A 12,444-nucleotide genomic window follows, 5' to 3' on the forward strand; every position below is an offset into this window, starting at 1 on the left:
ACATTTGTATAGAATAAATATTTAATATTCGTGATTTACTTGTTTACATGTAAAAATATACCATATAATTTTAAAATTTCAATTTAATTACGTATATTATTTAATAAAATCGTTTTCATAATACGCATTATTGCCCTGATATTATTTTTAAGTCCAATTTCCCACTAAATTAGTCCCTATTGTCGAACAATCTTCAAAAAGACTGCCTTCGAATGAAGCCAGTCTAAAAAATATATTTATAGCCTAAGCAGATGATTTGCCGCCTGGCATAAGTCCTGTTAGTATATGTTTAGTGGTAAACTGTTTATAACTAAACCATGTGCTTATAACGAGGTGAGAACGATGACATCACGTGAATCGGGCTGTGAGAATTTTAACCACGCCCTCAATATTTATCAATCCCTGGTAAGGCTTTACCGGAGAAACCTACAAGATACCAGTCAAGCCCTAGCAAATTTCTCTTGTCAGATTAATGTGCCCCAATTTGACTTACTCTCCTATATCTGTGAGCATCCGGCAACCAACCAACAAAAGATCGCTATCCAACTCTGCGTAACTAAGGGGAATGTTAGCCAATTACTCCACAAACTAGAGGAAAATGGCTACATCAAAAAAGAAGTCCAAGGTAGAAGCCACCTGCTCTTTCCCACCAGTAAGGGCGAAGAACTTTACCAAGAAATCGCCTATGACTTAAGTAACTTCCAGCGAAGCTTTTTTAATGCTCTTGACAATGAGGAATTAGCCACACTTGACCAACTTTTGGCTAAGGTCTGCCAGGACCATCTGAATAAGTAATCGATAGGACAATGCATACAAAAGAAAGGAAGAAACAAATGACCAAAGCAAATCCAGCACAAAAGCAGGCTAAGGGGCTAGAGTTTGGTTTGTACAGTTTAGGTGATAACCTTCCTAACCCCCATACTGGCAAACAGCTATCTGCCTCAGAACGAATTGAAGAAATTATCCAACTAGGGAAATTAGCTGAAGAAGCTGGCTTTGATGCCTTTCAAGTGGGAGAATCCCACCAGGACTATTTTATCTCCCAGTCCAACTTGATCATTCTTTCAGCCATTGCCCGGGAAACCAAAACCATTAAACTCGGTTCAGCCGTCACTACCCTGTCTGTGTTAGATCCTGTCCGGGTCTATGAAGATGCGGTCACCATCGATCTCCTATCTCAGGGGCGGATGGAAATTGTCGCTGGACGGGCTTCCCGCCTAGGGGCCTTTGAATTATTTGGTTATGACTATAAGGACTACGAAGAACTCTTCGAAGAGAAAATTGCCCTCCTAAAAGAAATCAATGACAATGAAACCGTCAACTGGCAAGGGCAATTTCGCCCTGACCTGGATGGAGTCAAGGTTCAACCGCGTAGTGAACGTCCTTCTGGCAAGCTCCCCATTTGGCGGGGAATCGGTAATTCCAACGATTCCGCGCGACGGGCCGGTTTATTGGGCATGCCCATCTACCAAGCTCATCTCTCAGGAGCCAATCAAACCTTTGCCCATCGCATTAAGGTCTTTCGTGAGGCTGCCCAAGAAGCTGGCTATGATCCTAATGACATTCCTGTCCAAACTGGTAGCTTCCTCTATGTCAGAGAAAATACCCAGCAGGCCTATCAAGAATTTTGGCCCTACGTGGAAGCAGGCTTTCCTTTAGTCAACGGTCAACCCTTCCCTAAGCGCGCCTTCGCCCAAGGGCAAAATGTTAAATCAGCCACCATGGTTGGTGACCCCCAATTAATCATTGATAAACTACTGATGCAGTATGAATTATTTGGTCACCAACGCTTTAATGGTGAAATTGATTTTGGCGGCCAGCCCTTTGACGAGATTCGACGGACTCTCGACCTCTTCGCAGAAAAGGTCATTCCCACAGTGAAGAAATATACCCAAGCATAATGCAAAGCATGACTTTTAAAGAAAAGGAGACTATCTATGACAATTGAAAACCCACATATTATTCCCCAAATTGACACTAGCCAAGGGATTGAATTTGGTCTTTATAGTTTAGGTGACCATATGCCAAATCCTCAAACCGGTGAAGAAATTTCAGCCCAAGAGCGGATCCAGCAATTTATCAAGATGGCCCAACTCGCTGAACAAGCCGGAGTGGATATCTTCCACCTGGGGGAATCCCACCAAAAATATTTTGTTTCCCAAGCCCATATGGTGATACTATCCGCCATTGCCCAAGCTACATCAAAAATTAAAATAGGAAGTTCGGCCACCATCATCTCCACCTCGGACCCAGTGAGAGTCTATGAAAATGCTGCCACCATTGACTTGATTTCTGATGGACGCATGGAAGTTGTTGCCGGACGGGCGTCCCGTTTAGGTATTTTTGAACTCTTAGGCTACGATGTGAAGGACTATGAAGCCCTCTATGAAGAAAAATTTGACCTCCTTCTTCAAATTAACGAAAATGAAGTAGTCAACTGGGAAGGCGAATTTCGTGCTCCCCTCCACGACGCTGAGGTAATCCCACGGGCTAAAAATGGACTCCCCATTTGGCGGGCTGTCGGCGGACCACCGGACTCCGCTATCAAAGCTGCGCTCAAGGGCGTTCCTATGTATATCACTACCCTAGGCGGTTCAGCAGAATACTTTAAACAATCCATTGACATCTACCGGTCCATTCTTAGCGAAAAAGGCTACGATGTGGAGTCCATGCCAGTCACTACTTCGGGTTTCCTCTATGTCAATGAAGATCAGGATACCGCCTTTAAAGAATTCTATCCCCACTTAGACACAGGAATGAGGCGGGTCAATGGGACTGGCTTTAACAAGCGTCTCTTTTCCCAAGGAAAAGACTACCGTGACGCTCTGACAGTTGGCGATCCTCAATTAATCATTGATAAGATTCTTTACCAACACGAACTCTACAATAACCAACGCTACACCGCTCAGATTGACTTTGGAGGTATTCCATTTAAGGATATTCTCCACATGATTGACATCCTAGGTGAGACCATCATTCCCGCAGTGAAAAAATATACCAAGTCAGACCAATAAGTTTCAGCAAACATTCACTAATTCATAGAGAAAGGAAAATGATCATGAAAATACTCGTCTTATCCGGCTCCAATGTGGGCCATAAAACCGAAGTGGCTGCCAAAGCTATCCTGGATATCTTAGCCAAAGACCAATACAGTGACCACCAAGTCCAATTTATTAACCTCTTAGATAAGGAAATGGATTTTGCCGATGGAAGAAACTTCCTCGATTATAAGGGCGATACCTTGGAAGTCGCTCAAGCCGTCATGGATGCTGATGTCCTCTTTATAGGAACCCCTATCTTCCAAGCCTCTATTCCAGCCTCTTTGAAAAATGTCTTTGACCTCTTACCAGAGAAAGCCCTGGAATATAAAACCGTGGGTATCTTTGCCTCATCAGGGTCTAACCGTCATTACTTGATTCCTGAATTGCAATTAAAACCCATCCTGAACTATATGAAGGCTAATGTTACACCGCGCTATGTCTACCTGAGCGCCAGAGACTTTACCCTTAATGAAATTACTTCCGATGATGTGCTCTTACGTTTAGAACAATTAGTCGATGAAACCCTCACCCTAGCAAAAACCTACCAAGAAATTCAACGCATTGAAGATGAAAAGTTAGGGTTTTAAATCCATAATATATAGCAAAACACCTCTTCAAAATGGAAAGGCAAGCCATTTGAAGAGGTGTTTTTTAGCTAATCATTTTTTTAACTTTTCCCATTACTAATAATAAATATTCACATATGAATAATTAATTATTGAGACATTTTTGATGTTAATGTATTCACTAAGAACTTGAGGTGAAAAAATGAAATTGGAACAAATAAGGGAAGTTAAAAAAAACAATACAGATCCTATAAATAATTTTTTTGATTATTCTTATTATAAAATATATTCAAAATTATTAAATATTGAACTCGATTTGCAATCCGAATTCTTAGAAAAAATTATTTAAATCAGTCACCTAAAAAAATTACCTTAGATTTATGCTGTGGCACTGGACGTCATATCAGAAAATTAAATCGTAAGGGTTATCTCATTGACGGTGTTGATATTAATCCTGATGCTGTCGTTATTGCTAACAAAAGTACAGAGTTATGAAAAATTTATTTAGCTGATGTTCAATATTTTAAGCCTATAGAAAAATATGATTTTATCTATAGCATGGAGAGTTCAATTGGATAGCTACCCGATAAGCAAACAGCAGAACTGGATAAAGTAACTTTATTCATTTCTGCTTTTTTAGTAAATCATTCATTAGAAAGAGAGCAAAAATGATTAATTTCATTAAAAATAATAAACTTTTTGTCCGGATGACTGGGATAAACTTCTTATCAAAAATTGGTGATAATTTGTTCTACACTGCGATGTTATCAGCAGCGATTTTATTACCCAATAGTAAATTAGCTGTTCTAATTGTATCTATTTCTGAAAGCCTCCCAATTTTAATCAGCATATTTTTTGGTGTAATAGCTGATAAACAAAAAGGAAAAATAAATCAATTAATAGGGAGTTCACTTTTTAGGTCGCTTATGTATATATGCATAGGTATAATTTTTAGATATCCTCAAAGTTTACTTTTGCTTCTGTTAGCATCATTTATGAACCTTTTATCAGATATTAGCGGAAATTACGCAACTGCATTATTTTCACCTTTTACTAAAGCAATGATTGCCCCTCAAGACATGGAAACGGCACAAGGTTTTGTTAGCGTAGGAACACAATTAGTCGCCGTATTCGCAACCTTTATTGGGTCTTTATTACTGACTATCTATAGCAAGAGTATGCTAGCTATAATAAATGCATCAATATTTCTATTAATAGCTTTTTTATATTATTTGCTAAAGCCATCTTTAAAAGCCCAAGGTTTTAAAATAAAAAGTTTTACGAATACAAAGACGCTTTCAATTGTAAAAGAAAACTTAACATCCTTTATATCAAATCATAGCTTGTTAATTAATCTTATTCAATTAGCTATGCTCAATGGCTTTTTTGGTGGCCAAACACCTTTATTTGCACTCTTTATAGAAGAAAACAACCAATTAAACATTCTCTCTAATCCATTTAAAATTGCGCTCCTATCAGGTATCATAACCTTATCAATGATACTTGGGAGTAGTTTAACTACTTATATTTTAAAGAAACAATCCATTTTTCATATAAATATCTTATCAGACTGCTTTATAGTCATCATAGCTATGACCTATTTATATAATAATATATGGGGTATCCTGGTCGGAAATTCTTGTCTAGCATTTTTACTTGGAATTGTTTCTCCTAGATTTTCTGCTAATGTAATCAATCAATATCCTGTCGATAGACTCGGTGGGGTTATCACAGTTATTAATGCCTTTTTAGTAATAATACCACCGTTAACTAGCGTTATTTTTCCTATGATATCGACTATTAACTTGAAACTCGCTTATATTTGTTTCATTGCTTATGCTTTAATTTTAATAATAATTAGTGTTTTAATAAATAAAATGGCGAAATAGTTAGATGATTTACACTACAATAAACCAATAATATTATCACGTAAAAAATTAGCAACTTCTTCATAACCCATATTGTTAACATCACTAATATACTTTTTAACAAGTTGTAAATCATTGTTTCTATTTTCTTGATAATCCAAAATCATTTTTAAGCAATTTAGAACAGTTAGTGAAAACATGTCTTGGTAACCTAAAATATTATCTAAGTGATTCATAAAATAAAAAGAATCATCATATTTTCCTCTTTCCAATAATTCAAAAATAATATTTAAAATTATTAGATGAGTTCGATGCTTATTTTCTGGAATTTTCATATATAGAGAATTCCTTTTGCAAAAACCCTTTCCAAGAAATATGAGATCACTGTTTGACAATACATGCAGTGTATTACCAAAAATATATAATTCATATTCTGTCCATTCTTCGATGCTATATAAATAGCTTGCTATAAATTCTTTATCATCTTTCTTTATCTTATACTCTACTTTTAAATCATGAATAGCACATTCAATAACAAGTCTATTTAGTCGATTATAGTTTTCATTATTTTCAGAATTTTTTTCAAAATTAATGAGCATCCTTTCAAGTCCTTCAATATCTTTACTTGAATGGTAATGAGAGATTAGCTTAGCTTGCTGAAAAAAGGCACTCGGCTCGTATTGATAATAAGCGTGCTCAAATTCTGCTAAACTCATATGAATAGCAGAAATTGCAGATATTAACTTATCAGCTGACAACATAGTTTGGCCGTTTTCAAACTTGGATAACTGTGCTTGTGATAGCTGACTACTTGTCACATCTCTCATTTTTAGTCCTCTAGCTAATCGTAATTCTCTAAACAGTTCCCCCAAATGATGTGAATCTAATTTTGTCAAATAAGCGTTCTCCTTTCTAACTCACCCTATCAATATAATTAATAAAGTTTTAAAATAACTGTATTTGTACTAGCCCCACCACAATTTAATCAAGGCTTGGATCCCATCATCTTCACTAAATTGATGGGTCAATTTTTGATAGAGGTCATAGGCCAGTTGGGTTCCGGGAAGTTTGAGCTCTTCTTTTTCAGCGACTTCAAGGGCAATTCTTAGGTCCTTGATAAAGTGTTTAACGAAGAAGCCTGGACTATAGTCATTTTTAAGAATACGGGGGCCATATTGGGCCAGGGAGAAATTCGCAGCTGCTCCACTGTTCAAGGTTTGAATCACTTGGTTTAAGTTTAAGTCATTATTCTTCGCATAGGCAAGTGCCTCACACATCCCGGTCATGGTGCCAGCAATCATGATTTGATTAGCCATCTTAGCATCTTGTCCCTTACCGGCAGGTCCAAAGTACTCTATCTGTTGGCAAAAAGTTGCTAAAACGGGTTTGATTTGAGCTAAAATTTCTTCATCTCCGCCAACTAAAGTCGTTAAGTGCCCTTCTTTGGCACCAATGTCTCCTCCCGTTACCGGCGCATCTAAAACGCTCACGCCAAGTGCTTGACCTTCTCGGTAAAGTTTAACCGCTAGACTTGGACTAGAAGTAGTCATTTCGACAAAGATTTGCCCGGACCGGCAAGCTGAAAAGAGCCCTGCCTTTCCTAGGTAAACTTCCTCGACATCGTGGGGATAGCCTAAAATAGTGAACACTATATCAGATTGTTCAGCGATCTGACTGGGAGAATCAAGCCATTGCGCTCCCAGCTCAATTAAGGGCTGGGCTTTTTTCTTGGTTCGGTTATAAACATTAAGATCATACCCTGCCTGAATTAAATGCCTGGCCATGGATTTTCCCATAACACCTAAGCCGATAAAACCGATTTTCATCTAACAACACCCTTTCTCCAATCAAAGATCTTTCTATTAATATTTTACCATTGACTTGATATTTTAGCTCTTACCGTCCCTAATTATAAGCAATGAGCCAATCTTTTGATCTTATTGTTTATTTTTGATAAGGTTAATATATTCAAAAATAAATTGACAAAATATTTCGACAAAGGAGACGATAGAATGAATGAAAATCAACAAGGCGTAAAATGGGGCGAACTCATTGTAGGAATTATTTTTATTATCCTTGCCATTATCAGTTTTAGAAATCCGACAGTGAGTTTAGTAAGCTTAATTTACTTTTATGCAGCCGGAGCGATTGTTTCTGGGATCGTGAACCTCTATACCCGCCATCAATTACGCCAAGTTAGTGATCAAAATTATACGGTCATGTTAATTGTGGGCATTTTGAATTTAATTATCGGGGTAATTTTATTTTTCAATGTGGAAATCGGTTTCCTAACTATTCCTTTCCTAGTAGCCATTTGGTTTATTTCTGAAGGAATCGGACTTCTAACTTCCAGCTCCCTAGTTGGTTTTGTGAGTCCAGTTGGTCGAGGCCTCTCCATTTTCCTAGGTATTGTTGGGATTATCGTTGCTATTTCGATCTTCTTTAATCCCCTATCTGCCTACTTTACAGTAGTCTTCTTGATTGGGGCTTACTTCTTATTCTCCGGTATTGCCCACATTATCCGGGCCCTATAATATTTGATCACAAAATTTGATGAGAATAAAAGCGAACTTTACGATTTCAAACGTAGAGTTCGCTTTTTAATGGTCATAAAGATAACGATCAATAAAGTCAATGAATAGCCCGATATCCAGCTTTCCCTGCATCACTTGATTAATAAAGATGGCAAAAAGGAAATCAACGACTTGGTCAGCTGAGTGTTTTTCAAAGGCCTGGTTGCGAATGTCCGGATCGTCTTCTAAGCACTGGAGGAGATAGCCTTTTAAATGGTTAATGTAGCGATCCATTTGCTCATTGGCTTGGCTTTTTTGCGATTGAGAAAAGACCAAGGTATGTTGGGAGAAGAAATGGGGATACTTCTTAGCACCCTCAGCCAATAACTGGTAAAGGGTCATAAAGGCTTGGGATAGGGGCTGGCTGGACCGATTGAGGTGACCAGCTTGATCAGGAATTAAAATATCCCGCCAGACTGCTGCCACAGTTTGCAACAATAAGTCATTCTTATCTTCAAAGTAGTTATATAAGACCCCTAAGGATATTTGACAGCGCTTGGCTAAACGGCGCATATTGACTGCTTGGATCCCCTCTTCTTGGACCAATTGTAAGGCAACTTTTAAAATTTCTTGACTTGAACTGACTTTGCGATTAACCACAGAATGCCCCCTTCCCAAACCACTTCTCATAACTTCTTTATTTTACCATCTAAATTCACCTGACTCAAAAACAAAAATAGTGTGATTGTCACATCAAAGGACGAAACCATTGGAGAAAACTTTCATAAGCACAGCTTGTCTGAGCCTTGACAGTTTTTGAAATGGACGTTCGTCCTGTGACTGGAACACGCAACCCCAATATATAATTAGAAACGTAATATACATAAAAAAAACTGGGATTTTTTCCCAGCTAGATTTAAAACATTAAGCAAACTTAACGCATAGTAACAAATTCTTCCGCTCCAGTTGGATGGAGGGCAATGGTTTGATCGAATTGCTTCTTCGTCGCCCCCATTGAGATAGCCACTGCAAAGCCTTGTAACATTTCATCAGCACCAAAACCAATTCCATGAAGACCAATAATTTTTTCCTCATCCCCTAGACAGACCAACTTCATATAGATATTTTCCCGGTTAGAGGTCATTCCTGAGATCATTGAGGTAAAGTTGGTGTCATAAGTGGTAATCTTTTGTCCTTCAAAGGCTTGCTTAGCCGATTCCTCGGTGTAGCCCATGGTAATAATTGGTGGGTGAGCAAAAACAATGGAAGGAACCATATTATAGTCTAAATAGAAGGCTTCTTGACCATTAAATAGATGATCTGATAGTGTCCGTCCTACCTTAATAGCTACAGGAGTTAATTCCACCTTGCCAATCACATCACCAAAGGCATAGACCTTGTCCGCGGTCGTATTATGGTAGTCATCGACCTTGATGTAACCCTTATCGGTTAACTCGATAGAGGTGTTTTCTAAGCCAAGATTTTCCGTGTTCGGTTGACGACCAATGGCATAAAGTACTCGGTCACTAAGGACTTCATCATCTTCTTTAAAAGTAGTTTTAAAGGCACCGTCTGCGGTTTTCTCAATTTTGGTCACATTATGGTTGCTGAGCACGGTAATGCCCTGTTTTTTCATATTTTCCATTAGGGATTCTGTGATTTTAGGCTCATATTGACGGAGAGGCGTTTCATGACGAACGGCTAGCGTCACATCAACCCCAAATTCTTGCAACATACCGGCCATTTCTACAGCAATATAACCTGCGCCTACAATCAGTAAGGATTCTGGTAAGTCATCCCAGTTAAAGACATCATCACTCACATCCACTAAGTCAATGCCAGGAATACCTTCAGGTAAGGCAGGACGGCCACCAGTGAGGACACTAATATGTTCGCCGTAAATTTGTTCGCCATCGACTTCGACAATATGATCTTCAACAAATTTAGCATAACCCTTTTTGTAGTGGGTGCCCCGACTTTCAAAGCCTTTGAAGTAAGAATTGTGGACCCGGTCAATATATTCATCCCGGTGTTTTTTCAAAGTTTGAAAATCAAAGTTCTTCAAGGGCGCATCAATGCCGTAATCAGGAGCATAGTCTCTTAGTAATTCCAGAATATGAGCCCCGTACCACATGCCTTTTTTAGGGACACAGCCTCGGTTGACACAGGTACCGCCCACTTCATCTTTTTCAATGATGAGCGTCTTAGCTCCATATTCGGCTGCCCGGTTAGCAGAAGCAATCCCGGCACTACCTCCACCAATAACTATATAATCAAATCTTTCCATTCGTTAAAATCCTTTCCTAGAAAACGACGTTTCTCTTGAGCTTCTTTAACGGCTTCATGGGCTTGATAGGCCCGACTTGGAATAAAATCAATGCCTTGTTTTCTTTGCAGCTGATTTATTTTTTCTGCATCACTAATATAGACATCAGCCGTCACTTCCTCCTTAGCTGTTAAATAACAGTAGGTCAAGCTTTGACTGGCAGGCACTTCAACCTGACTACGCCCTTGGTTATCATAGGCTAGGTAGATGAGTTGGCCAGCTGGGTTATATTTGTAGGCATATACCACAATCCAATGGTTGCCATAGCTACTTTTTAGCGGTTTTTGAAGACCCACAATAAATGGCCCATAACCCTGGTCGATCAAATCTGGCAAATTAATCTCAGTCAGTAAGCCCGCCTTGACTTGATAAGGCATATTTTCACAGAACATGGATAAAGCTAAGGCGATATCCCAAATAAAACTTCCGCGATAAGGTCGCTTATCATCAACAATTTCTTTAAAACCTGCTACTAAAGTGTCCTTATCTAAGTCAACCCCGGTGTCTTTGAGGGTATGATAATGTACCAGGACACTACAGCAGTAGGACCCACAAATTCCTGGATTGCTAGAGTTCTTCCAGGAGCGATAGCGGTTAAACGCCTTGGGATCCAAGCCTTTCCAATCTGTCATTCTACTCGCCTCTTTCTATATAAGTTTATTCTAGCATGTTTATTGTCGATCTAAAACGAAAGCGCTCAATCACTTATAAATAATTTTAAAAAATTAGCTAAAGATGCTTAAAATGATTGTAATTTAAGCTGATTTAGGCTAAAGTTTAAAGGATTGATACTCTTTCTGAAAGTAGGTGACTTACTTGCTAGAAGATGGCAAAGCCTTCTTACCAGGAGCAATTCAATCCATACTGATGACCATCTTATTGGTCAGCCTGTTCTTTCCATTTTATATAACCATTGTTGTTTTTGGGGTTGTTTTTATCTTGTTGTTGGCAACAGGAATGCTATCGGCCAAACACTGGCCAGATGACCCTTTAATCACAAGTTTATTTTCCTTCCCTTTTTATGCCTTTTTAATCTCCATTGTGCATGAAAATTGGGTGGGTGGACTGATCTCAGTTGGTTTATTAATTGCCCTTATTTATTCGATTTATTATACGAAGCAGGTTCGACCTGAATATCTGTCCGAAATCGTAAACATTACTTTAATTGCAAGTATTATCATTTTTATCTTTACCCTCTTAGAGCACTTTAATATTATCTCGGAATGGGATTATACCTTTATTTCTCCGGCTATGAATAAGGTGCATCCTGACCGGGTAGAGGCCACATTTTTTAACCCGAATTATTTCGCTATGATGCTGGAATTCTTCATCGTTATCGCTATGTATCGAATGAAAACTACCAAGCATCTGGCTAAAAAATTAACCTGTCTCTTTTTAATTGCTTGTAATTTACTGGCCATTGTTTATACAGGCTGCCGGACCAGTGCCATCGTGATTATTGGCGCCTCTTATGTCTTCTTTTATGTGATTGGCTATAAGAAAACCGCTATTTATTCCCTACTGGGCCTGAGTATCTTAGGACTGATTGCTTGGGGGATGGGCCTTATGCCCCGCTTTGACGACTTGGCCTATGCCTTTTCCGACCGCTTCGACATCTGGCAAACTGGCTGGCAGGCCTTTAAGGATAACGTATGGTTTGGCCAAGGTCCCTTGACCTATATGCATGTTTACAGTGAATACACCACCAAGTATACCCAGCATGCCCATAATATCTTCCTAGATACGCTCTTATCCTATGGTATCATCGGGTCGAGCCTCCTGGTCTATCCCCTATACCGACTAGGAAAGATGCTCAATGAGATGCGGCGATATTCAAGTATCCGTCCCGAACTCGCCTTAATCTGTAGTTTGCTCAGTGTGGTATTAATCCATGGGCTAACGGATGTGACGATCTTTTGGATCCAAACCGCTGGCTTACTGATGGCCATTGTATTAGTCGGTCCTAACCTCCTTAAGACAGCCAAGGAAAAAACAAATCACTTAGAAGAATAGAAAATCACTTCAACAATATAAGGAGCTCAATTTACTGACAGTAGATTGAGCTCCTTTTTTATTGCCTTTTATTAATAAAAAAGCACCCCGCTAAGCGAGGTGCTGGAAGAGAAGCTA

General features: G+C 38.9%; 13 protein-coding genes. 8 read left to right on the forward strand and 5 right to left on the reverse strand.

The features are described 5' to 3' along the window. Positions 1-342: 342 nt before the first annotated feature. The 6 genes from CJ190_RS05245 (at position 343) to CJ190_RS05265 (ending at position 5,496) form a co-directional block, all read left to right on the forward strand. On the forward strand, positions 343-795 hold the full coding sequence (locus CJ190_RS05245) for a MarR family winged helix-turn-helix transcriptional regulator (RefSeq protein WP_064292799.1): 453 nt from the start codon (positions 343-345) through the stop codon (positions 793-795). Positions 796-833: 38 nt separating this feature from the next. After that, positions 834-1,901 (forward strand): LLM class flavin-dependent oxidoreductase, encoded by a 1,068-nt coding sequence (locus CJ190_RS05250; protein WP_064292798.1) that lies wholly within the window; start codon positions 834-836, stop codon positions 1,899-1,901. A 36-nt stretch (positions 1,902-1,937) separates the two neighbouring features. Further along, positions 1,938-3,014 carry an LLM class flavin-dependent oxidoreductase gene (locus CJ190_RS05255; protein WP_064292797.1) on the forward strand — a complete coding sequence of 359 codons (1,077 nt, stop codon included), beginning with the start codon at positions 1,938-1,940 and terminating at the stop codon, positions 3,012-3,014. Between the two features lie 44 nt (positions 3,015-3,058). After that, positions 3,059-3,628 carry an NADPH-dependent FMN reductase gene (locus tag CJ190_RS05260; protein WP_064292796.1) on the forward strand — a complete coding sequence of 190 codons (570 nt, stop codon included), beginning with the start codon at positions 3,059-3,061 and terminating at the stop codon, positions 3,626-3,628. A 381-nt stretch (positions 3,629-4,009) separates the two neighbouring features. Next, complete coding sequence (locus CJ190_RS09270; RefSeq protein ID WP_368732004.1) at positions 4,010-4,102, forward strand: hypothetical protein; 93 nt, start codon at positions 4,010-4,012, stop codon at positions 4,100-4,102. A 173-nt stretch (positions 4,103-4,275) separates the two neighbouring features. After that, positions 4,276-5,496, forward strand: a complete 1,221-nt coding sequence (locus CJ190_RS05265; RefSeq protein ID WP_064292795.1) for an MFS transporter — start codon at positions 4,276-4,278, stop codon at positions 5,494-5,496. Between the two features lie 14 nt (positions 5,497-5,510). Here the strand turns inward: CJ190_RS05265 and CJ190_RS05270 are convergent, their stop codons facing one another. Together CJ190_RS05270 and CJ190_RS05275 are read right to left on the reverse strand one after the other, a co-directional pair. Further along, a complete protein-coding gene (locus CJ190_RS05270) occupies positions 5,511-6,371 on the reverse strand; it encodes a helix-turn-helix domain-containing protein (protein WP_064292794.1) in 861 nt (286 codons plus the stop codon). Between the two features lie 69 nt (positions 6,372-6,440). Continuing rightward, positions 6,441-7,301, reverse strand: a complete 861-nt coding sequence (locus CJ190_RS05275) for an NAD(P)-dependent oxidoreductase (protein WP_064292793.1) — start codon at positions 7,299-7,301, stop codon at positions 6,441-6,443. Between the two features lie 186 nt (positions 7,302-7,487). Between CJ190_RS05275 and CJ190_RS05280 the strand changes: the two genes are divergently transcribed. Then, positions 7,488-8,009 carry an HdeD family acid-resistance protein gene (locus CJ190_RS05280; RefSeq protein ID WP_064292792.1) on the forward strand — a complete coding sequence of 174 codons (522 nt, stop codon included), beginning with the start codon at positions 7,488-7,490 and terminating at the stop codon, positions 8,007-8,009. A gap of 66 nt (positions 8,010-8,075) precedes the next feature. Here CJ190_RS05280 and CJ190_RS05285 read toward each other — a convergent pair whose 3' ends face one another. From CJ190_RS05285 to CJ190_RS05295, 3 genes are all read right to left on the reverse strand, one after another. Then, positions 8,076-8,648, reverse strand: coding sequence for a TetR/AcrR family transcriptional regulator (locus CJ190_RS05285; RefSeq protein WP_064292791.1), 573 nt, complete (start codon positions 8,646-8,648; stop codon positions 8,076-8,078). A 274-nt stretch (positions 8,649-8,922) separates the two neighbouring features. After that, complete coding sequence (gene gorA, locus CJ190_RS05290; protein WP_070597899.1) at positions 8,923-10,275, reverse strand: glutathione-disulfide reductase; 1,353 nt, start codon at positions 10,273-10,275, stop codon at positions 8,923-8,925. Further along, positions 10,254-10,946 carry a hypothetical protein gene (locus CJ190_RS05295; RefSeq protein WP_064292789.1) on the reverse strand — a complete coding sequence of 231 codons (693 nt, stop codon included), beginning with the start codon at positions 10,944-10,946 and terminating at the stop codon, positions 10,254-10,256. Before CJ190_RS05295 ends, gorA begins: the two co-directional genes overlap by 22 nt. A 175-nt stretch (positions 10,947-11,121) precedes the next feature. Between CJ190_RS05295 and CJ190_RS05300 the strand changes: the two genes are divergently transcribed. Next, entirely contained in the window at positions 11,122-12,327 is a 1,206-nt protein-coding gene (locus tag CJ190_RS05300) for an O-antigen ligase family protein (protein ID WP_257993690.1), read from the forward strand. The last annotated feature ends 117 nt before the right edge of the window (positions 12,328-12,444 follow it).

The sequence above is a fragment of the Aerococcus loyolae genome (assembly GCF_002871915.2).
GTDB lineage: Bacteria > Bacillota > Bacilli > Lactobacillales > Aerococcaceae > Aerococcus > Aerococcus loyolae.

What these genes read in the sequence shown, in the direction of transcription:
- CJ190_RS05245 (WP_064292799.1), top strand. Translation starts at nt 343, where the DNA reads ATGACATCACGTGAATCGGGCTGTGAGAATTTTAACCACGCCCTCAAT.
- CJ190_RS05250 (WP_064292798.1), top strand. Translation starts at nt 834, where the DNA reads ATGACCAAAGCAAATCCAGCACAAAAGCAGGCTAAGGGGCTAGAGTTT.
- CJ190_RS05255 (WP_064292797.1), top strand. Translation starts at nt 1,938, where the DNA reads ATGACAATTGAAAACCCACATATTATTCCCCAAATTGACACTAGCCAA.
- CJ190_RS05260 (WP_064292796.1), top strand. Translation starts at nt 3,059, where the DNA reads ATGAAAATACTCGTCTTATCCGGCTCCAATGTGGGCCATAAAACCGAA.
- CJ190_RS05265 (WP_064292795.1), top strand. Translation starts at nt 4,276, where the DNA reads ATGATTAATTTCATTAAAAATAATAAACTTTTTGTCCGGATGACTGGG.
- CJ190_RS05275 (WP_064292793.1), bottom strand. Translation starts at nt 7,301, where the DNA reads ATGAAAATCGGTTTTATCGGCTTAGGTGTTATGGGAAAATCCATGGCC.
- CJ190_RS05280 (WP_064292792.1), top strand. Translation starts at nt 7,488, where the DNA reads ATGAATGAAAATCAACAAGGCGTAAAATGGGGCGAACTCATTGTAGGA.
- gorA (WP_070597899.1), bottom strand. Translation starts at nt 10,275, where the DNA reads ATGGAAAGATTTGATTATATAGTTATTGGTGGAGGTAGTGCCGGGATT.
- CJ190_RS05295 (WP_064292789.1), bottom strand. Translation starts at nt 10,946, where the DNA reads ATGACAGATTGGAAAGGCTTGGATCCCAAGGCGTTTAACCGCTATCGC.